Source organism: Methylocystis rosea SV97 (assembly GCF_000372845.1).
Lineage (GTDB): Bacteria > Pseudomonadota > Alphaproteobacteria > Rhizobiales > Beijerinckiaceae > Methylocystis > Methylocystis rosea.
Window position 1 is genome coordinate 1,151,624 of record NZ_KB889963.1, and the last position, 19,875, is coordinate 1,171,498.

The window sequence follows — 19,875 nt, forward strand, 5'->3', positions numbered from 1 at the left end:
TCACTTCCCGACTGGCGCGAGCGCCCAGCCGGCACCGTCATCTCTGGGAATGCCTCTTGGCCCGGCAAAGCCAATTGCATCCCACATGAGTGCCCCCGTGTAATCGACGCAAATCATGCGTCCAGAGTCGACGGTTTGACCGGAATACCAGTCCGCCACAATTCTTCGCGCAAGGCCGTCCGAGTCTTTATCTTGGAGAGGGTCCATGCTGCGCAATGCGCCGCGATCGAGTCCAAGACTCTGCAGATAAATCCGAGCCGAATCGACCGGAAGATGCGTGCGTCCAGTTAGCTCGGCGCTGAGGCGTAGAAAGTTTTCGAGATCGGAAGCCTCCGCAAGTCCCGTCCGATCCGCAATGCAGGGCGTGAGCGCGCCGAGCGCGCAGCCGATCAGAAGCTTCCGGCGCGAGACGTCACGATCCTTTGCGCGCATTTGCATTCTTGCTTCCTAAAAATTTCCGGGCCTAGCCCGCTCTTCAGCGCTCCGATGCGACCTTCTCGTCAAACGCCTTGATTGCATTCTGCGACAGTGAAGACGTCAGCAAGTCGTCGAGAACAGACGGCGGCGCCGTGATGTCGCGGCTATATCGAAGTCCAACTTCGACGGTCTGTCGATCAGGGAAACTCGCAAGCAGCAAGGTCCGTTCGGCGCTCTTGACGATCGCGGCGACGCTTTCGAGCTGCTTCTCCCAATCTCTTTCATGCCGCATGAGCCTGCCGAGATATACGGCGACGCCATCCGCGCCCGCCTCCATTGCGACATAGGCCTGCGCCGCCGTGAACACCGCCGTCGCCAGAGATGCGCACCCTATGTCTTTCAGCGCCCGGCAGCACGCGAGGCTCGTCGCCGTCGGCGCAAGTTTGATCCAGAGCTTTTTCTCGCGCGCGGCTTTCAGGTCGTCGACATAGCATGCCGCTTGCGTCAGCGCGTCGTCTGCGCTTCCAACCGCCTGAATCATCAGCTGCTGAATCGCGCCAATGTCGGCGGACATTCCGCAGAGCTTGCGCGCGGCGGCGACGTATTCATCCAACGATAAAGCTTCCGCGCCGGCCGCGCGGGCCATCAGCGCCGGATTGGTGGTGAACCCCTGCACGCCTGGAAATTTCAGCGCGTTCAGGATAGCGTTTTGATCCGCCGTATCGACGAGAAGCATCGCGTCTCACTTTATTCTGGCCGAGGCCGTGGTCACGCGGGCTTTTTCCTTGCGCTCAACACGACGCTTTTCGGATTGGCGAGAATTGCGTCCCAGAAGTTTTGCCCGTAACGCTCAATACCTTCCTTAGACACGGCGAACCGCGTCCATTCGGCGTCAACAAACCCCGCCTGCGCCAGCGCGTCCTCGTAAGCGCGACGGCTCCACTGGGTGAATTCGATCCAGAATTTTTCTTCGCCGACAAAGGTCATCCGCACGCGCAGGCGCATGGGACCTTCCCCGATCTCCTCGAGAAAAAACCCATAAGGAAGCGTATCCTCGCGACCGTTGACGAAGTCCGGATTGGGCACGACGGCGACCAATCTGCCGTCGGGAATCACATTCGCCGCTACAGACCTGAACATTTGCGCAAGCGTCTGCTCGTCCTCGGCGTAGTTGAACAGAAAGGCTGCGGTAGCAATGTCGAATGAACCAAAAACGGCCATCGTCGCGGCGTCGCCGACTTCGTAGGTGACGCCAAGTGGATTTTGGACCTCTTCATGCCGCGCGGCTTCAATCATCGCGGACGACAGATCCACGCCGAGCACATTATTTGCGCCAAGTCTTTTGAGAAGCCGGGAATAATGACCAGTCCCGCATGCGTAGTCGATGGCGCGCGCGCCTGAAACATCGCCGAGAACCGATTGGACGGTTGGCGTTTCAAGGAAATTCGTATGGTCATCCTTCCGCGCTGCCGAATATTGCCTGCTGATTGTTCGATATTGGTCGATCATGCGCATGTCCCGGAAAGTCGCTGCTAGATCACGCTGCATTTGGGCGGAATCGCCCAAATGCAGATCACGTGATCGACTCGCAAAGTTTAGAGCGCGCTCTACGCGACAAACCGGTTCCCACTTTTTCGCGAGCCGCGCTCTAGGCCTTAAAATTGGAACTTATTCCTTCAGCTCGACAGTGGCCATGGGTTCGCCAAACGAGGAACGCTTTCTGCCGCGACGGCCTCTTGAGGCCATTTGGCGAGGCCTGCGCGTGCGAGCTGCTCGCTTCGTGTTCCAACCCTATCTCTCTTGGGACGCTACTGCGTCGGCGACGCTGCCAAGCTCGCGTCAAGTGGGGAGATCGGTATGGAGAGAAGCGAACAGTCAAACGCAGCTCGCCCCCGATGCCCCGGCGCTGCGCGGCGGTGACGCCAGGTGGCGGTCGCCGGTAAAACTCTACTCGCCGGCTTCGGGGTCGCCCTCGTTCTAGCTTTGGCAGTCCTGTTCTTCGCGTGGTCGGGTCTCTACAACGTCGCAGCCAGCCAGTCGCATTGGCCGCTCACACGCTGGTTCCTGGAATTTGGATTGCGCCGTTCCGTTGCGACGCACAGCGCCTCCATAACGCCGCCGACGCTCGATGATAAAAATCTGGTGATCCTCGGCGCCGGCCATTTCGACGGAGGCTGCGCGCCTTGCCACGGCGCCCCGGGGGGGCGCAGCGACCCGATCGTTGATCGCATGCTCCCAGAGCCGCCTGAACTCGACCGCGCTGCATCCAGCTGGTCGACAGAGCAGCTGTTCTGGATCGTCAAGCATGGTCTGAAATTCACTGGAATGCCGGCGTGGGTCGCGCCGCAACGCGACGACGAAGTGTGGGCCGTTGTCGCTTTTCTACGCGCCCTTCCGCAGATGAGCGCGAGCCAATATCGGCTGTTCGCCATCGGCGACCCTGAGCCGCGGCCGAATGACGGCGCTGAGATCGCCCGGAATGGCATGACGATGGAGGCGCTGACCCGATGCGTGCGTTGTCATCGCGGCGATGGGCAGCCCAGAAGCGCGCTCGTGCCCCGCCTCGCCGGGCAGACGCAGGCCTATGTTGAACGCGCGCTGCGTGATTTCGCCAGCGGTCTGAGGCCGAGCGGAATCATGGAGCCGATCGCCGTGGCGCTGGACGACGCCGCGATCACGGCGCTGAGCGCCTATTACGCCGGCGCGCCGAACCTCTCTTCAAGCGCGCCGCCGATAGAGTCGAACGCCGATCAAATCGCGCGCGGCAAAGAAATTGCGACTCAGGGCGTCGCGGAGTCGGGCGTCCCGCCCTGTCTGGTTTGCCACGGCGAAACACGCGCGCCGTCCTTTCCAAAGCTCGACGGTCAATTCGCGCCCTATATCGTCGGCCAAATCGAACTGTGGAAACGCGGGCTGCGCAGAAAGTCCGGATATGGAGCGATCATGGGGACGATCGCGTCGCGTCTGACCGACGCGCAGGCGCGAGACGTCGCCGCGTTTTTCGCCAGCATTGAGACGCCCGCCGAAAGGCCCGATCGGCCCATCCCACCGCCTCGCCGTGGAGGCCGCCGTGCGCGATAGACAGCGATCCTTGCGCATCGCGCGCGCCGCTCCAGCGTGCCTGCTGCTCGCGGGATGCGAGGGCGTTCAATCGACGCTCGCGCCGACCGGGCCGCAGGCCCAACATATCGCGCAACTCTTCTGGGTCATGGTCGCGGGGAGCGGCGCAATCATGCTCGTGGTCATTCTCGTGACGGCGATCGCGCTATTTGCGCCGGCGCGCCGACGAGCCTTCCTGACCGGGGACACTGTCGTGCTTGCCGGCGGATTGATCTTCCCCGTCGTCACGCTCACCGCGCTCCTCGTCTACGGACTGGTTATGCTCGGCGCGGGGCCGGGAAAGATGGCGGCGAGTCCAGTTAGACTAGAGGTGGCGGGCGAGCGCTGGTGGTGGCGCGTCGTCTATCGCGACGACGCCGGCTCCGCGGTCGAAAGCGCCAATGAGTTGCGAATCCCAGTGGGCCAGGCGGTCAAAATCGAACTCTCCAGCGACAATGTCATCCATAGTTTCTGGGCGCCGAAATTGGCCGGCAAGCTCGATATGATTCCCGGCCGCAAGACCGCGCTGACGTTGAGCGCCGAGACAGCTGGCGTGAGCAGGGGCCAATGCGCGGAATATTGCGGCGGGGCGCATGCGCTGATGGCGTTCAACGTCGTGGCGATGCCGCTAAATGAATATGACGAATGGCGATTGCGGGAGGTTCAGCCTGCACAGGAGCCCACAACGCGGGAGACTCGAGAAGGCAAGGCGCTGTTTCTTTCGCGCGGCTGCGGCGCGTGCCACACAATTCGCGGAACTCCTGCGGCCGGCCGGCTCGGACCCGATCTAACACATGTGGGCGGCAGGATCTCGATCGGCGCCGCGATCCTCGCGACGGACGAAGCCTCCATCGCGCGATGGATCAAGCACAATCAAGACATCAAGCCCGGCAATCTGATGCCGGCCTTTGACATCTTCAGCGAAAGCGAACTGCTCGCCCTGTCGCGCTATCTCGCGAGCCTGCGATGAAGCTGCGCCGCCGTCCGGGCGCAGCTTTTTACATGCCCTGGACGACAGGTTCGCCGGCGCTGAGCCAGGCGAGGATGCCGCCGCCAAAATGCGTGTTGGCGTCGCGACGTCCCAGGAGCCGCGCCTGCTCCATCGCCGACACCGAGCGCTTGCCGGAGCGGCAATAGATGATCACTTGCTGGCCCTCGCCGGCGACCGGCAGTTGGCTCGGATCGAATTTCGACAGCGGATTGAACAGCGCGCCGGCGATGTGGCCCGCCGCATATTCGTCAGCCTCTCGCACGTCGACAAGCAAGACCCGCCCTGTTGCAAGGCCCGCTTTCAGCTCTTCGAGGCTGATGTCATTGAATGGATTACCTGTGCTCATGACGCTCAATCCTTCTATGATCCAGCATGACATTCTCGGCGCCGCGCGCTTAGAAATCCTGCGGCTGACGCGATGCTTGCGTCTGACGATGCGCTATCGGGCCTATACCACGGTTCGCGGCGCGCTCCAGGCGTTCCGTCGCCATCTTTATTGCATACTCGATCCGCTTTACGGGCGGGCGGCCCCATTCTAGAAATTCTCGCTGCCGACTGGAACACCGAAAAACCGTAGCATTCATCTGACCGCCAAGAATGAAAAAGGGCGACCGTCAAAAGCTCGACCGAGCGCCGTCGCACGCGACGGTCGACGACTTTGAAATGTTGCGCATGCCGGGCACTCTTGAGGTTGCCGGGACAGAATCCTCTCCATTGCCCTATGCACGGGAAACACAGATCATGAGCATGGAACGCCGCGCCTTTCTTCTCGGAGCGTCGACTCTGGCTGCCGGCGCAGCCGCCACCGCTTCGCCGACGACAGGTGAGACGAGTTCGCGAGCCGCGGCGGATTACCAAGACGGCGCGCTGGCGCTCAATGGCGGCGAGAGCCTCTTCGCGCGCGTCAATGGCGTCAAGCTGCATTATGTGCGCGTCGGCGCCGGCCCTAACGTGGTCTTGCTTCACGGTTGGCCGCAAACCTGGTTTGCGTGGCGCTCCACGATGGAGCGCCTCTGCTGGCGGTTTACACTGATCGCCCCCGATCTGCGCGGCCTCGGCCTGTCCGAACGCACCGCCGCGGGATATGACAAGCAAACCATCGCGGGCGACGTTCGCGACCTCATCGACCAGACCGCGGGAGGGCGCGCCCATGTCATTGGCCACGATATGGGCGGGAAAGCCGCCTTCATGCTCGCCCATCTTCACCCTGAGCATGTCGAAAAGCTCGTTCTGGTGGATTGCCTAGTTCCGGGCACGGAGAACATGGACTCGTTGCGCGGCGGCGCCTGGCATTACGGATTTCACATGGCGCCCGAGTTTCCGGAAATGCTGACCAAGGGGCGTGAGCGCGATTATATCGCGGCGCAGATCCGCGCCTGGTCCCACAAGAAGGACGCGGTCCCAGACGCCGCGATCGCGGAGTTCGCCAAACATTACGCCTCAGAGGGCGGCATGACGGCGGGATTCAACTATTACCGGGCGCTCAAAGATGACGCCGCCGCGGCTGTATCCTTGAAGGGCCGCAAGCTCGACATGCCGGTGTTGGCGATCGCGGGGCGACACGGCGTTGGCGAAAGACTCGCGGACGCGCTCCGACCCCAGGCGATGAATTTGAGGTCTGTGATCGTGGACGACAGCGGCCACTTCGTCGCCGACGAAGCGCCAGAGCAATTTTGCGCGCAGATTGAGGGATTCCTGTCCGCTTAACGCCATTGCGGGATATCCCGAACGGCTCCGTAGCGCTCTGCGCGACTGGGTTAACCCGTGTTCCGCAACCCCGCCGCAATGCCGTTGATCGACATCAGGATCCCTTCGCGAATGTCGTCGCCGCGCTCGCCTGCGCGATGACGGCGGATCAATTCGACCTGCAGATAGTTCAGCGGCGCGATATAGGGGAAGCGGTGCCTCAGCGAGCGTGCGAGCGTCGGATTGTCGGCAAGCCGCTCCTTGGAGCCGAGAAGTTTTTCGAGCGCGTCATTCGCGCGCGCATGCTCGGCCTCGATCATGCCGAATATGCGCGCGGCAAGCGCCTTGTCCTCGACAAGTCCGGCGTAATGATGCGCGATCGACATGTCGGTCTTGGACAGGATCATGTCGATGTTTGACAGCAGCGCGCGAAAGAACGGCCATTCTTCGCTCATCCGGCGCAGCAGGGCGAGCCGCGCTTTCTCGTCCACTTCGATGAAATGCGCGATCGCCGAACCAAAGCCGTACCAGCCCGGCAGCGCGACGCGCGCCTGCGCCCAGGAAAAGCTCCACGGGATGGCGCGCAGATCCTCGATGCGGCGCGACGGTTTGCGCGAGGCCGGACGCGAGCCGATGTTGAGCGAGGCGATTTCCGAAATCGGCGTCGACGAAAAGAAGAAATCGACGAAGCCTTCGGTGCCATAGACAAGGCCGCGATAGGCGGCCATGCCGGCCTGCGACAATTCTTCGGCGGCTTCCAGGAACTCCGGCGCCGGAGTCTTGTGCGCGGAGAGCAGCGTCGCCTCCAGCGTGGCCGCGACGAGCAATTCCAAGTTGACGTGGCCGATCTGCGGATTGGCGTATTTCGCCGCGATGACTTCGCCCTGCTCGGTGAGGCGGATCTGCCCGTTCACCGTGCCGGGCGGCTGCGCGAGAATGGCGTCGTAGCTCGGCCCGCCCCCGCGTCCGACGGTTCCGCCGCGTCCGTGGAAAAGCCGCAGGGCGACGTTCGGCAGTGGGCCGAAAAATTCCGCAAGCGCGGTCGAGGCGCGGTAGAGCTCCCAGATGCTGGTTAGGATGCCGCCGTCCTTATTGGAGTCGGAGTAGCCGAGCATGACGTCCTGCTGCCCGCCGGAATTGACGACGAGCTTGAGGATGCCGGGCAGAGCGTAAAAATCCTGCATGATCGGCGCGGCGTTGCGCAGATCCTCGATGGTTTCAAAGAGCGGCACGATGATGAGATCGGCGACGACGGCCTGAGTGTCGCGCGGATCGAGCGTGCCCCGCATCAGGCCGCATTCTTTTTGCAGCAGCAGAACTTCAAGGAGGTCGCTGACTGTTTCGGTGTGGCTGATGATGTAATGGCGGATCGCCTCGTCGCCGTAGAGCCGGCGCATCTCCCGCGCGCGTTCCATGATCGTCAATTCGCTCGTGGCGCGGTCGCTGTATGTTACGCCCGGCAGGCGCGTCGGCCGCGGATCGCCGAGCAGCCTCAGCAGCAGCTGCTGCTTTTCGGCTTCCGGGAGCGCGGCGTAATCGTCGACGACGCGGGCGACGCCGAGAAGCTCGGCGATGGTCTCTTCGTGCCGGTCGGAGCTTTGCCGCAAATCGAGCGTCGCAAGGTGAAAGCCGAAGACTTCGACGGCGCGGATCAGCGGCTCGAGCCGCTGCGTGGCGATGACCTCGCTGTGATGCACGCGCAGCGATTCATCGATGGTGACGAGATCGGCGAGCAGCGCCCATGAATTGGCGTAGGGCTCGCCCGGCGCCACGGCGTGGCGCGCCGCCTGGCCGCCGGTCAGCTTCTCCAGTGTGCCGGCGAGGCGCGAATAGACGCCGATGAGGGCGCGGCGATAGGGCTCGTCGTCGCGATGCGGATTGTCGTCGCCCGAGCGGGCCGCAAGCGCTTCTAACGCCTTCGTGCACCCGGCGTAACGCCGCGAAATCGAAAGCTCGGCGCCGAGTTCATGCACTTCGACGAGATAGAAGCGCAGCGCCGTTTCGCATTGCATGCGCAGGGCGGTCGAGAGCGACTCCGCCGTCACATTCGGATTGCCGTCGCGGTCGCCGCCGACCCACGCGCCCATGCGCAGGAACGGCGGCACCCGCAGTCCTTCGAGACGTTGTTCGATGTCGGCGTAAAGGCGCGGGATCTCGCGCAAAAAGGTGCTGCGATAATAGCTCAGCGTATTCTCGATTTCGTCGCGCACGGTCAAACGCGAATGACGCAACAGCTCAGTCTGCCAGAGCTGTGAGACGCGGGCGCGAAGCTGCATCTCGTTTTGCGCGCGCTCGGCCTTGCCGCGCATATGTTCGCGCGCGGCGAGCAGTTTGAAGATCGCGTGTTCGGCGTCGAGCAGGCTCTTGCGGCGCACTTCCGTCGGATGCGCGGTCAGCACCGGCGAAATCCAGCCGCGCGCGAGCGCCTGGGCGATCTTGCCGGCGCCGACGGCGGCCTTGCGCAGACGCGCGAAGGTCGTGGCGAGGCTCGGCGCGCCGGTGAAGGCGCCGCTCGCCTGGGCGCGGGCGCGCTGCTGCAGCGGATGCAGGTCTTCGGCGATATTGGCAAGATGCGAGAAATAGCTGAAGGCGCGGATCACGGTGCGCGCCTCTTCCGCCGTCAGCGCGCGCAGCAACGCGTCGAGATTCCTGTCGGCTTCGGCGTCCCCGTTGCGGCTGGCGGCGACGGAGAGCCGCCGGATCGTCTCGATGCGCTCGAACGCCGTAGGGCCCTCATGTTCGCGAACGGCGTCGCCGAGCAGGCGCCCGAGAAGGCGAATGTCGTCAATGAGGGATTCGTCGCCCTTCAAGGCTTCCGGATCGGCGCCCGCCGCCGGAGCGGTCGTAACGAGCTTTTCCTGCGCCTGCGCTTCAAGCTGCATACTATCGCGACCTTTGAAACTTTCCGCGCCTCAGGGCGCGTCCAGGCAGCTATAGCAGGCTTCGGACGCCTTTTCGACGCGTCTGGCGTCCGGCGCGTTTTTCAACCGTCGCGCGCGGCTTCTAAAAGCCGAAGAAATCCGGCTCTTCGCCGTGATATTTACGAAAATCGGTGGGAGAGAGCTGCTTTCGGCACGATCGAGACAGGTACGGCATATACCGCTTGAGACAATTTTCCATCTCGAAAATGAAGACGGTGTTGCCGCCGCAGAAGCGGTAAGCGTCGGGGGCGCAGGCGTCCTGCTCGACCGCCATATCGTCGGCCGTGCTGCCTGCCCAGGTGTTCACGGCGAGCGCAGGCGTAGCGCCGCTCATCGCGCATAGTAGCGCAATCAATATGGTTTTTTGCACGGGAGCCTCGCCGCCAACAGGAACCGCAACTTCCAACGCCGAAACTGCGTCAAGCGGGACAGTTTGACAAGAGCGGATGCGCTTGCCGTAGCGCCCGAGACCGCGGCACTTGTTCGAGGCGGCTCTGCCGCTTATAGACGTCGGCGACGATGCGATCCGCCTAATCTCCGCAATTTGCGGCGCTAATGGTCAAAGCCATGCTCGATACAACCGAAATTCTTATCTTTGCCGGGGTCGGCCTGGTCTTTGCCTTGGGCCTCCTCGCGTTCTGCAAATGGTCGGGCGCGGCCGTCCAGCGGATCGCCGCCTATGCGCTGATCGCGCTGTGCTTCCTCTACGTCGGCTTCGCCTTTCGCGCTGAAGAGTCCGGCCCCTGGGTCGGCGTCGAAATGACCGGCGTCGCCGTTTTCGGCACGCTCGCCGGCATGTCGATCATTGGCTCGCCGTGGTGGGTCGTCGCGGGCTTCGCGCTGCATCCGCTGTATGCGATTTACTTTCACTATATCGGCGCCGCCGCGCAATTCGCCCCCGCGCCCTTCGTCGTCGCCAATGCGGCGTTCGACGTCGCGATGGCGCTTTTCGTCGCTTATGCCGCTCTGCGCGGCGGGCGCAAGAGCGTGACGCGCACCGAAGACACGTCCGAGAAGGAGGCGCCGCAGCGCAGACTCGCCGCGCGCTCCCAGCATCGTTCGCAAAGCCGCGACGCCGGAGGTCCGGCGTGAACGCGCCCACGGACTTCTCCATACGCTATGACTGGGGCGTCGAAGAGATCGTCGCCATTCATGATCAGCCGCTGCTCGATCTCGTCGCGCAGGCGAACGCCGTTCATCGCCGCTTTCACGACGTCAATGACGTTCAGAAGGCGGCGCTGCTGTCGATCAAGACCGGCGGCTGTCCGGAAGACTGCTCCTATTGCCCGCAATCGGCGCATCATCGCGAAGTGAAGCTCGACCGCGTCGATCTCTTGGAGACGGCGGAGGTCCTCGGCGCCGCAAAGACCGCCAGAGAGGCCGGCGCCGATCGCTTCTGCATGGGCGCCGCCTGGCGCTCGGCGCCCGAGGGCAAGCGTTTTGACGCCGTGCTCGACATGGTGCGCGGCGTGCGCGCGCTCGGCATGGAGGCCTGCGTCACGCTCGGCATGATCAACGAGTCGCAAGCGAAGCGCCTCGTCGACGCCGGACTCACCGCCTACAACCATAATCTCGACACCGGCCCTGAATTCTACAACGAGATCATCACCACCCGCACCTATCAGGACCGCCTCGACACGCTCAAGGCCGTGCGCGGCGCGGGTCTCGAGATGTGCTGCGGCGGCATTATCGGCATGGGCGAAAGCGTGAAAGACCGCGCCGGCATGTTGCAGACGCTGGCGTCTTTCGATCCGCATCCGGAAAGCGTGCCGATCAACGCGCTGGTCGCCGTTGAGGGCACGCCGCTCGCGGGGCGCGCGCAGATCGACCCGCTCGATCTCGTGCGCATGATCGCCACGACGCGCATTGTCATGCCGAAGGCGCGGGTGCGGCTCTCGGCCGGCCGGTCGTCGCTGTCGCGCGAAGCGCAAATTCTCTGCCTCGTCGCCGGCGCCAATTCGATCTTCTATGGCGAGAAGCTGCTGACGACGGGCAACGCCGGCGTCAATGAAGACGATGCGCTGTTCGCCGCGCTTGCGGCGCGCGAGGCGTGCGTTCCCACCGCGCCTTAAGAGTCCTCGGCTGGGCCGAAGATCGCCTCGAAATTCCTGCGCAGCGCGGCGTCGACGGCAGGCATGTCCGCAATGGCGCCGAGGTCCGCAAGGCTCGTGACGCCAAGATGCGACTCGCGCACGCCGCAGGGCGCGATGCCGGAAAAATGCGTCAGATCCGGCGCGACATTGAGCGCGACGCCGTGGAAGCTCACCCATTGCCGCAGGCGCACGCCGATGGCGGCGATCTTGTCTTCCGCCATTTCGCCGCCCCGTCCTTTGGCCTTCTCCGGCCGCTCGACCCAGACGCCGACGCGCCCGGCGCGCCGCTCGCCCGTGACGCCGAAATCGGCGAGCGTCGCGATGATCCATGATTCAAGCGCGCAGACGAAGGCGCGCACGTCGCGTTGGCGTCGCGAAAGATCGAGCATGACGTAAGCGACGCGCTGCTTGGGCCCGTGATAGGTAAACTGCCCGCCGCGTCCGGTGCGATAGACGGGAAAGCGCGCCTCGAGCAGATCCTGCTCTTTCGCCGAGGAGCCGCCGGTGTAGATCGGCGGATGTTCCAGCAGCCAGACGCATTCGCGCGCCTCGCCGGAAGCGATCGCCGCGGCGCGCGCCTCCATAAAGGCCACCGCCTCCTCATAGGGCACGAGATCGTCGCTGACGCGCCATTCCACCGGCGGCGCGCCAGGGCGCAGACGCATGACGGCGTCTAGGGAGTGGGGAGAAGGCGGACAAGGCGTTTCAGTCATTCGGCCGAACTAACCCCATCAAGCGCGCCGAGACGCGCATTCCGGCGAAACTGAATCTCGGCGATTGCTTCACGCCTAGAGCGTTTCGCGAGCAGCCTCTGTATAAGGGCAAGAATTTCCCGAATAGCGACCGTAACCAGCGCGTTGAATTGGATGCCTGGTCGCGGCTCAGCTTCAATTCTATCCCCCTGTTCATTCACGCGCCGGTCGCAACTGCGTGCAATGATTAGCGCAAAGTAGGAGAACGCAATGGTTTACTTGTTCGAGTTTTTCGCAATCGACGCTACCGGCCAACGCCTTTCTCTAAATGCGACGAAACGTCGTGTAAAGACGGCGGCTCTCGCGGACGCCTATGGGCAAACAATGATGCGCGATGTCTTCTATGATGATCAAAAGGCCACCATCTGCGTCATTAAGGATCAAGTCGGGCATACCCTTCGTGAAGTGCTTGCGAACGCCTGAAAGTCACAAAGAGAAATTCGTCCCGCCAAGGCGATCGGCGCGCCGCAAATGTAAGGCGCGTCGCTACGAGCGAAGAGCGGGCGGATTACGCGTTCGCCGCTTGTCATCTGGGAGCCGATTTGTTAGACGCAGCGCGCCGGCGCTTCGCGTTAAGCGGAGCGTCCTTGCGGCCGTGGCGGAATTGGTAGACGCGCTAGCTTGAGGTGCTAGTTGGGCAACCAGTGGAGGTTCGAGTCCTCTCGGCCGCACCAAGGTTAGCGCCATAAAAGCGCCCCGAGTTCGCGCGGCCCATTACGGCGCCGCAGCGGGCAAACATCAGCCACATTCCCCGAGGCAATATGGTTGCGCTGGCGCTTGGTCAGTGCAAGCCGCCTGCTCGATCTTCGCAAATGAGCGCGCTGCGCGCCTTTTTCGCAGACGCGAGGCGTTCGACGCCGCTCTTTTGGTTCGACGGCGCCCGGAGAGGGAAGCATGGCTGTGTCGTTAAGAGACCGCAGGCCGCCGCCAAAGGCCGACACTATCGAGACGCGCGCCCGCTATGCCTGGCGCGATATCGAAGGCGACAGGCGCATGGCGTCGCCGCGGCCGGCGGGTTCGCGCCAGTCCTACGCAACGGCGTCCGAGCGCAACTTCGAAAGGGTCGAGCGCTTCTTCTACATTGGCGCCGCGGCGCTTGTCGTCGTCGGCACCGCCATCGTCGTCGGCTCCGCCTTCTGGGGCGAGCTTCCGCAAAATGGCGATCCCGCAGATTCAATGGCGCCTCAAAAAATAGCGCCTCCCGCGCCGCGCCAAGCGCATCCGGGGGCGCCGGCCGCCAATTTGCGATCGCATGAACAGCCGCCTTCGATCATCGCCGGACCGGTGGAGCCGACAGCGACGCCAGAACGCGCCGCACCCACGCAGGACGGCGTAGAATTGGCGCCGGGCGCCCAAGCGTCGAACCCGCTCGCGTCATCCATCGCGAACCTCGAACTCGAGCCGGAATTTCTTAGCGACGGCATCGCGGGAAAGCGCAAAGCGGCGCGCCGGGGGGCGGAAGATGAGGCGTCAGCGGCGGCGAACGTCGCGGGTGAACAGGAGCCGCCCCCCTCCGAAGCGCGAACCGGCAAATGCTACGTCAGAATTTCGGGACGCGTGCTCAACAGCGGCGTCTGTCAGATCTCGCGAAAAGGCGGCGCGGTGATCTTCCAATATTCCGGTCAGACGCTGACGCTTTCTCCGGCCAGGGGAAAAAGCTGGTCTGCGGCGCTCGGCGGCAAAAATCTCGGAAATGTTTACAAGAGCGGATCCTGCTGGGGTTCAAAGAGCACGTATATCTGCGATCGCGGCTAAGCGGCGCCTCGCGCAGCCTTAGAACGCGCTTCCCGATCACATTGCGCTAAGGCTCGCCGGATTTCGGCGGCTCTTGCGCGCCATGTTCATGATCATGCGCCTGCGGCGCCTGCTTGGCCTTTGGCCCAAGCGTTTTGGCGATGATCGGCTCTGTCGTGGAGGTCCAATCCGGACCGGCGGCGACGATCGGGGTCGGCGCGTCGCCGGGAACCATGTGGACAAGCGAATAGCCGCGCTTTTTCAGTTCGCGCAGAAATTCCGGCAGCATCTGCGCGGTGATCCCCTGCGAATCGTGGAAGAGCACGATGCCTTTGCGGTTCTTTTCAAGCCGCGACAGCACCAGGTCGAGTTCGGCCTTGGGCGTCATATGCGACCAGTCCGAGGCCCACAAATCCGAGCCGAAGATCGTGTAGCCGCGCGCCGTGAGGTCGGCGACGAGCGCGGGCGTATCAGCAAAACCGGGAAAGCGGAAGAAGGGCGCGGCCGTCGCGCCGAGCGCCTTGTTCACGGCGGCGATCCCCTTGTCGATGTCGGCCTTGGCGGCCTCCTCGCTCATCAGCCTTAGGGTCTTGTCAGGATGGCTGAAGGAATGGTGAGCGATGGTGTGGCCGTCCGCGGCGGCGCGCTTCACCAGAGCGGGCAGGCTTTCCGCATTCCGGCCGATCAGAAAAAACGTTACGCGCGCGCATTCCTTGGCGAGCGCGTCGAGCACTTGCGGCGTGGGAGACGCCGGTCCGTCATCGAACGTCAGCACCACTTCATGGTCACGCAAATCGAGCGTGCGCGGATAGCTTTGCAGGCCGACCGCCGTTCCCTTGGAGCGGTCGACTTCGATGATTCGCGACACGCCAAGCGCGTCGGGTCCGCAGGTCCGTTCCACGGCGGCGGCGTCGCGCGGGGCGTTAGAAACGCTGGCGGCGGATAAAACCCCCAGCAGCAAGAGCGCGAACCGCTGGAGGGGAGCGTCGACTGTCGCTTTAGATCTTTTCAGCAATGGAAAAATGGCGGTCATGGCGGCTTGCCGGTTTGATTTCTCGCGCCCTCGGGTTAAGAGCGCGACCATAATATAGCGCGGGACCGCCAATGCCGCTCGATCATGAAGATACGGCGACCGCCGCCGAGGACTTCCGCGACGGCGGAGAGGCGTCTCTCAGCCGGGAATTCGTTCTCGACGTCGAAGGCGCGATTGCGCTGGGCGACTCCGAGCGCGTTCACGAACTCGTCGGCGACCTCCATGAGGCGGACCTTGGCGCCCTGCTTGAGCGCTTAAGCCACGAAGCGCGACCGCGACTTGTCGAACTGATGGGCGCGGACTTCGACTTTACGGCCCTGATGGAGGTCGGCGAAGCGACTCGCGAGGAAATCCTCGACGAACTCCCGGTCGAGACCCTCGTTGAAGGCGTGCGCGACCTCGAAAGCGACGACGCCGTCGCCATTCTCGAAGGTCTGCAGCCGAAAGAACAGGCGGAGGTCCTCGACGCGCTCCCGGCGCAAGAGCGGATCGTCCTGCGTCGCTCGCTGGACTATCCCGAGGATTCCGCCGGGCGCCTGATGCAGACGACTCTTGTCGCGGCGCCCCCCTTCTGGACGGCGGGGCGCGTGCTCGATTTTTTTCGAGAATGCGGTGAAGAGAATCTGCCGGAGAGCTTTTTTGAAGTTTTCGTCGTCGATCCCGGCTACCGTTTGCTCGGGACCGTTTTCCTCGACGCTCTGGTGCGGGCCAAGCCGAGCGCGCGGCTCGACGAAATCATGCAGGAGGATCGGCGGCGGGTGAATGCGACCGAGGACGGCGCCGAGGCGGCGCGGCTCTTCGAGCGCTACAATCTCGTCTCCGTGCCGGTTGTCGATGAATCCGAACGGCTCGTCGGCGTTCTCACCATCGACGACATCGTCGACGTCATCCAGGAGCAGGCCTCGGACGAAATCCTGGCGCTGGGCGGCGTGAACCCCGAAGAAGAGCTGACCGACAATTTCTGGTGGATCGCGCGGAGCCGCTTCACTTGGCTCTCTGTCAATATGCTGACCGCCTTCATCACCTCCAGCGTGCTCAAGCACTTTCAGTTGCAGCTGGAGCAAATGGTGGCGCTGGCGGTGCTGGGACCGATCGTCGCGGGACAGGGCGGGAATTCCGCGACCCAGACCATGACCGTCGCCGTTCGGGCGCTCGCCACCCGCGAGCTGACTCGCGCCAACGCCATGCGGATTATTTTCAGGGAGCTCGCCATCGGCGCGGTCAATGGCGCGGCCTTTGGCCTGGTGACCGGCATCGTCGCCGCCAACTGGTTCAATAATGTTGGGCTTGGGCCTGTTATCGCCATGGCGATGTTCACGAATCTGGTCGCTGGCGCACTTGGCGGCATCGTTGTGCCGCTTGCGTTCGACAAGCTGAAGTTCGATCCTGCCGTTGCGTCGGGGCCTTTCGTGACGACCATCACCGACGTGGTCGGCTACGGGGCGTTCCTTACAATCGCCAGTATGTGGTTCCATTTGGGCTGAGGCGCTTGGGGCGTTTACGCTCCGTTACCGCCTGCGGAGATAATTTGGAGAAATGCGCTCGTTGAAATGTTTTTCCCTGCTTTCCTCGGCCCTCGTGTGCGCTGCATTCGCGGCGACGCTCACGGGCTGCGGCAGCTCCTATGATCCCAGCTTTTCGCGCCGGCCGCGGTTCCAGACCAGCGCGCCGCTGATCAATCCCAAGCGCGACCCGAGCTTTCTCGCCTACGCCGTGCCGGAGAACGATCTCCATAAATTCCCGGCGACGCGCAGCGCCGAATTCGCCGTCCACGGCATCGACGTGTCGAAATATCAGGGGAATATCGACTGGGAACAGGTCAAGGACTCTGGCGTCTCCTTCGCCTTCATCAAGGCCACGGAGGGCGGCGACCGGGTCGACTCGAAGTTCGCCTACAATTGGGCCGCGGCGAAGGCCGCCGGCGTGCCGCGCGGCGCCTATCACTTCGTTTACTGGTGCCGCCGGCCGCATGAAGAGATTGGCAATTTCGCCAGCGTCGTGCCGAATGAGCCCGACGCGCTGCCGCCGGTGCTCGATGTCGAGGCGACGCCGACGTCGGGAACCTGCAAACGCACGCTCTATCGCGAGGAAGTGTTGCGCGACATGAAGGACATGCTCACGCAGATGGAGCGCCATTACGGCAAGAAGCCGATCATCTATTCCTCGGTCGACTTCTATCAGGCGATCCTGCACTCCGACGCGCTGTCCGAATATCCGATCTGGGTGCGTTCGACGAAATATCACCCACAGGTGCGTTACGGCGACCGCAAATGGACTTTTTGGCAGTATCGCTCGGACGGGCGCGTGCCGGGCATCACCGGCGCGGTCGACCAAAACACGTTCAATGGCTCTGCCGATCACTGGCGAAGCTGGCTCGCGCATCAGACCGGCCTGGCGGCGTCGCCGGTCGCGGCGCGGCCCGCCGACGATCGCGGCGGCAAGCAGCTCATCGAGGAAGATCCGGCGATGCTGTCGGGCGGCGAAAAGAACGCCTATGACAAGGCGGCGAGCGCTCCCGTCCCGCCGGCCGCCGTCCAATAGGGGAAAGCCGCAGCGCCCGACGCCCTGGTAAAAGCCCTCGCTGGGGTAGCCATCGGGCGAGATTTCGCGTATAGGCGCAACGCCAGTTTCCGCCGCGCGGCGCTCCCGTCCGCGGCCTTCCATTTAGAGAGAGAATAAATGGCCGTTCCGAAGAGAAAAACCTCGCCGATGAAGCGGGGATTCCGTCGCTCCGCCGACGCCCTCAAGGCGCCGACCTATATCGAAGACAAGGATTCCGGCGAGCTCCGCCGGCCACATCACGTCGACCTCAAGTCCGGCATGTATCGCGGCCGTCAGGTGCTGAAGCCGAAATCCGTCGAGGAATAATCGCTCCGACGGGTGAGGAAATGAAAGCGGGCCGCGAGGCTCGCTTTTTTTGTTTTCGAACAGTCGTGCGGGCCTTATTCATTCCAGGCGGTCGGAGATCGCTCAGGCTACGCGAAGTTTGCAAGGGCGTCCTTGCCGGGTAGGATCCTGCGGAGGAAATGCTCGTGAATAGCGTTGATATAGCTATAGTCACTTTTTTTGCGACATTGCTTGCAGGTATATTTGGATTTTCCATTACACTACGGCTGAAAGAGAGCTGGCTTGATGGAATATCAAGGGATCAGTTCAAAGCAGTGAGAAATATGATTGCTTCACTGCTTGCGGTATGTCTCGGCTTTTTATTGGTAACGGCAAAAAACAATTTTGATAAGAAGGTTGACGAGGTCAGAACGCAAGCGTCCAAGGTTGTTTTGTTGCATCGCGTCTTGGATTTGTTTGGCGACGAAGCTAACGAAGCGAGAACAAAAATCATGCGCACTGTGCAAGGTCAGATTGATCTGTTGCAAGTCGCGAGCGGCAATAACATCGATCAAAAGGAGGCTTTAAAAAAAGCCAAGATCGATTCATTTCGCGAAGCAGTGCTCAATTTAGATGCGAAAGATGAGAAAAAATCATGGGCGAAGACGGCCGCGCTCAATTTAACGCAAGAAATTTCCGGCATAAGATGGAAAATATATAACGACTTGAACGCCAATATACCGCTGGAGGTGGTCATATTCCTGATCGCTCTGCTCGTGACGGTTTTCTTTAATTTCGGCGTCATTTCGCACCATCATTGGACTGCGGCGCTTGGGCTTGTTACGGCCTCCTTATGCGTGTCCGGGGCAATCTTTCTGCTGGTGGAGCTCGATCGGCCATTCCAGGGATTTTTCACCGTTCCCACAGACCCGCTGAAGTCGGCAGTCGATATCATTAAGATTGGGTAGGTAATACATATAAATATTTTCTTTTATCTTTGTCTGACAGATCTCGCGAGCGTGGATCAGCGCCGCTGCTGAGCGGACGCGAGCAGCGGCAGCAGCAGCGCCCGCGGCGTCGCCGCCGCAGCCCAAACGAACATCCGGTTGACGAGGCCCGGCACGATGACGCGCTTGCCGGCCATGAGGCCCTCATAGCCCTGGCGCGCGACTTCCGCCGACGGCAGCATCGCCGGCTTGATCGCCGTCATGAAGCCGGAGAGATCCATCCCGGCGCGCTCCTGGAAGCCGGTCTGCACCGGACCAGGACACAGGCACGCGACCTTCACGCCCAGCGGCTTCAATTCCTGCGATAGCGCTTCGCTGAAGGAGCGCACATAGGCCTTGGTAGCGTAATAGACCGCAAAGCCCGGTCCCGGCATGAAGGCCGCCACCGAGGCGACGTTGAGCACGCCGCCCTTCGCCGCGACGATCGCCGGCAGAAAGCGCAAGGTCAGCGCGGTGAGCACGCGCAGGTTGAGATCGACGATCGCGAGCTGCTCGGCGGCGTCGAGCTCGATGGCGCGGCCCATGAGGCCAAATCCGGCGTTGTTGACCAGGAAGCGCGGCGTGAGGCCCGCCGCGCCCAAACGTTCCGAGAGCGAATCTACTGCACCCTCAGTCGTGAGATCGAGTTCGATGGGGAGCGGGCGGACGGCGCCATCGGCGGCGATTTCGTCGGCCAGCGCCTCCAGCCGGTCGCCGCGACGGGCGACGATCGCAAGTTCATGGCCGTTGGCGGCGAAGATGCGGGCAAGCGCCGCGCCAATGCCGTCGGACGCGCCGGTGATGACCGCGACGGGGCGCGTCACTGGCCATCACCCTTGCTCGGCGACCAGGGGCCGGTCGGCGCAGGGACGGCGGCCTCGCGGAACTCGCGGCGCAGCTCGACGCGTTCGCGGGTCGAGACGCCGAGCAATTCGGCGACGCGCCAGACGACGTTCTCCTCGAATTCATGCACCGCGCCATCGGCATGCGCCATGTCCCAGAGCATGCCGATGATCTGGCGGCGCCCGTCCTCATCGAGCCGGCGCTTCAGAACGCTGGTGAAGCGATAGAGGTCGACGGCGTCGCGCTCGCTCGCCTGCGCGGCGTCGATCAATTCGGCCGCCTCGTCCCCCTGGAGGTTGAAGCGCGCCTCGACGAGCTGCCGGATACGGGCCTTCTCCTTGTCGTCGAATTGCCCGTCGACCGAGGCGATATGGACGAGAAGCGCGGCGGCGGCGAGCTGATAGTCCGCGGCCTCAAAGGCCTTTGGACGCTCCGCCTCGCCGGTGAGTTCATTGATGAAGTTTTTGAGCGCTGAGAACATGGGCGGCGAAGCT

Annotated in this window: 22 protein-coding genes and 1 tRNA gene; 13 read left to right on the top strand and 10 right to left on the bottom strand. The window is 62.9% G+C overall.

Going from position 1 to position 19,875, the window contains the following annotated elements:
- The 3 genes from A3OO_RS0106125 to A3OO_RS0106135 are packed head-to-tail and all read right to left on the bottom strand — an operon-like array spanning window position 1 to window position 1,965.
- A complete protein-coding gene (locus A3OO_RS0106125; RefSeq protein ID WP_018406957.1) occupies window positions 1-438 on the bottom strand; it encodes a hypothetical protein in 438 nt (145 codons plus the stop codon).
- Between the two features lie 37 nt (window positions 439-475).
- Complete coding sequence (locus A3OO_RS0106130) at window positions 476-1,153, bottom strand: transaldolase family protein (RefSeq protein WP_018406958.1); 678 nt, start codon at window positions 1,151-1,153, stop codon at window positions 476-478.
- A 32-nt stretch (window positions 1,154-1,185) separates the two neighbouring features.
- Complete coding sequence (locus tag A3OO_RS0106135; protein ID WP_245257118.1) at window positions 1,186-1,965, bottom strand: class I SAM-dependent methyltransferase; 780 nt, start codon at window positions 1,963-1,965, stop codon at window positions 1,186-1,188.
- Window positions 1,966-2,343: 378 nt separating this feature from the next.
- Here A3OO_RS0106135 and A3OO_RS0106140 point away from each other — a divergent pair, with 378 nt between their 5' ends.
- Window positions 2,344-3,498: a c-type cytochrome gene (locus tag A3OO_RS0106140; protein ID WP_026222733.1), complete on the top strand. Its 1,155-nt coding sequence runs from the start codon at window positions 2,344-2,346 to the stop codon at window positions 3,496-3,498.
- A gap of 10 nt (window positions 3,499-3,508) precedes the next feature.
- Window positions 3,509-4,486, top strand: a complete 978-nt coding sequence (locus tag A3OO_RS0106145; RefSeq protein WP_026222734.1) for a cytochrome c oxidase subunit II — start codon at window positions 3,509-3,511, stop codon at window positions 4,484-4,486.
- A gap of 28 nt (window positions 4,487-4,514) precedes the next feature.
- Here the strand turns inward: A3OO_RS0106145 and A3OO_RS0106150 are convergent, their stop codons facing one another.
- Complete coding sequence (locus tag A3OO_RS0106150) at window positions 4,515-4,853, bottom strand: rhodanese-like domain-containing protein (protein WP_018406962.1); 339 nt, start codon at window positions 4,851-4,853, stop codon at window positions 4,515-4,517.
- On the opposite strand from A3OO_RS0106150, the gene A3OO_RS0106155 reads away from it, so the two are divergent.
- Both A3OO_RS0106155 and A3OO_RS0106160 read left to right on the top strand, forming a co-directional pair.
- A complete protein-coding gene (locus A3OO_RS0106155) occupies window positions 4,852-5,046 on the top strand; it encodes a hypothetical protein (RefSeq protein WP_018406963.1) in 195 nt (64 codons plus the stop codon). The genes A3OO_RS0106150 and A3OO_RS0106155 overlap by 2 nt on opposite strands.
- A gap of 202 nt (window positions 5,047-5,248) precedes the next feature.
- Window positions 5,249-6,214 carry an alpha/beta fold hydrolase gene (locus A3OO_RS0106160; RefSeq protein ID WP_026222735.1) on the top strand — a complete coding sequence of 322 codons (966 nt, stop codon included), beginning with the start codon at window positions 5,249-5,251 and terminating at the stop codon, window positions 6,212-6,214.
- Window positions 6,215-6,264: 50 nt separating this feature from the next.
- On the opposite strand, the gene ppc is transcribed toward A3OO_RS0106160, so the two are convergent.
- Together ppc and A3OO_RS0106170 are read right to left on the bottom strand one after the other, a co-directional pair.
- Window positions 6,265-9,075 (bottom strand): phosphoenolpyruvate carboxylase, encoded by a 2,811-nt coding sequence (gene ppc, locus A3OO_RS0106165; protein ID WP_018406965.1) that lies wholly within the window; start codon window positions 9,073-9,075, stop codon window positions 6,265-6,267.
- A 121-nt stretch (window positions 9,076-9,196) separates the two neighbouring features.
- A complete protein-coding gene (locus tag A3OO_RS0106170) occupies window positions 9,197-9,520 on the bottom strand; it encodes a hypothetical protein (RefSeq protein ID WP_156824770.1) in 324 nt (107 codons plus the stop codon).
- A gap of 149 nt (window positions 9,521-9,669) precedes the next feature.
- Here A3OO_RS0106170 and A3OO_RS0106175 point away from each other — a divergent pair, with 149 nt between their 5' ends.
- Both A3OO_RS0106175 and bioB read left to right on the top strand, forming a co-directional pair.
- Entirely contained in the window at window positions 9,670-10,206 is a 537-nt protein-coding gene (locus tag A3OO_RS0106175) for a hypothetical protein (RefSeq protein ID WP_018406967.1), read from the top strand.
- Entirely contained in the window at window positions 10,203-11,186 is a 984-nt protein-coding gene (gene bioB / locus A3OO_RS0106180) for a biotin synthase BioB (RefSeq protein ID WP_018406968.1), read from the top strand. The genes A3OO_RS0106175 and bioB overlap by 4 nt, the downstream gene beginning before the upstream one ends.
- On the opposite strand, the gene lipB is transcribed toward bioB, so the two are convergent.
- Window positions 11,183-11,920 (bottom strand): lipoyl(octanoyl) transferase LipB, encoded by a 738-nt coding sequence (lipB, locus tag A3OO_RS0106185; RefSeq protein WP_040573358.1) that lies wholly within the window; start codon window positions 11,918-11,920, stop codon window positions 11,183-11,185. The genes bioB and lipB overlap by 4 nt on opposite strands.
- Window positions 11,921-12,169: 249 nt before the next feature.
- Between lipB and A3OO_RS0106195 the strand changes: the two genes are divergently transcribed.
- From A3OO_RS0106195 to A3OO_RS0106205, 3 genes are all read left to right on the top strand, one after another.
- Entirely contained in the window at window positions 12,170-12,382 is a 213-nt protein-coding gene (locus tag A3OO_RS0106195) for a hypothetical protein (protein WP_018406971.1), read from the top strand.
- 166 nt (window positions 12,383-12,548) lie between these two features.
- Window positions 12,549-12,633: transfer RNA gene (locus A3OO_RS0106200), tRNA-Leu, on the top strand.
- A 220-nt stretch (window positions 12,634-12,853) separates the two neighbouring features.
- A complete protein-coding gene (locus A3OO_RS0106205; RefSeq protein ID WP_018406972.1) occupies window positions 12,854-13,714 on the top strand; it encodes a hypothetical protein in 861 nt (286 codons plus the stop codon).
- 46 nt (window positions 13,715-13,760) lie between these two features.
- Here the strand turns inward: A3OO_RS0106205 and A3OO_RS0106210 are convergent, their stop codons facing one another.
- Window positions 13,761-14,726, bottom strand: a complete 966-nt coding sequence (locus A3OO_RS0106210; protein ID WP_245257119.1) for a polysaccharide deacetylase family protein — start codon at window positions 14,724-14,726, stop codon at window positions 13,761-13,763.
- 71 nt (window positions 14,727-14,797) lie between these two features.
- On the opposite strand from A3OO_RS0106210, the gene mgtE reads away from it, so the two are divergent.
- The 4 genes from mgtE (at window position 14,798) to A3OO_RS0106230 (ending at window position 18,520) form a co-directional block, all read left to right on the top strand.
- Window positions 14,798-16,210, top strand: a complete 1,413-nt coding sequence (gene mgtE, locus A3OO_RS0106215) for a magnesium transporter (protein ID WP_018406974.1) — start codon at window positions 14,798-14,800, stop codon at window positions 16,208-16,210.
- 52 nt (window positions 16,211-16,262) lie between these two features.
- The gene (locus A3OO_RS0106220) at window positions 16,263-17,267 is read left to right on the top strand and encodes a glycoside hydrolase family 25 protein (RefSeq protein ID WP_018406975.1); all 1,005 of its coding nucleotides are present in this window, start codon (window positions 16,263-16,265) and stop codon (window positions 17,265-17,267) included.
- Between the two features lie 138 nt (window positions 17,268-17,405).
- Window positions 17,406-17,594, top strand: a complete 189-nt coding sequence (gene rpmF / locus A3OO_RS0106225) for a 50S ribosomal protein L32 (protein ID WP_014891260.1) — start codon at window positions 17,406-17,408, stop codon at window positions 17,592-17,594.
- 158 nt (window positions 17,595-17,752) lie between these two features.
- Complete coding sequence (locus tag A3OO_RS0106230) at window positions 17,753-18,520, top strand: bestrophin-like domain (RefSeq protein ID WP_245257120.1); 768 nt, start codon at window positions 17,753-17,755, stop codon at window positions 18,518-18,520.
- A 56-nt stretch (window positions 18,521-18,576) separates the two neighbouring features.
- On the opposite strand, the gene A3OO_RS0106235 is transcribed toward A3OO_RS0106230, so the two are convergent.
- On the bottom strand, window positions 18,577-19,362 hold the full coding sequence (locus A3OO_RS0106235) for an SDR family NAD(P)-dependent oxidoreductase (protein WP_018406977.1): 786 nt from the start codon (window positions 19,360-19,362) through the stop codon (window positions 18,577-18,579).
- Window positions 19,359-19,862 (bottom strand): tellurite resistance TerB family protein, encoded by a 504-nt coding sequence (locus A3OO_RS0106240; protein ID WP_018406978.1) that lies wholly within the window; start codon window positions 19,860-19,862, stop codon window positions 19,359-19,361. Before A3OO_RS0106240 ends, A3OO_RS0106235 begins: the two co-directional genes overlap by 4 nt.
- Between the last annotated feature and the right edge of the window lie 13 nt (window positions 19,863-19,875).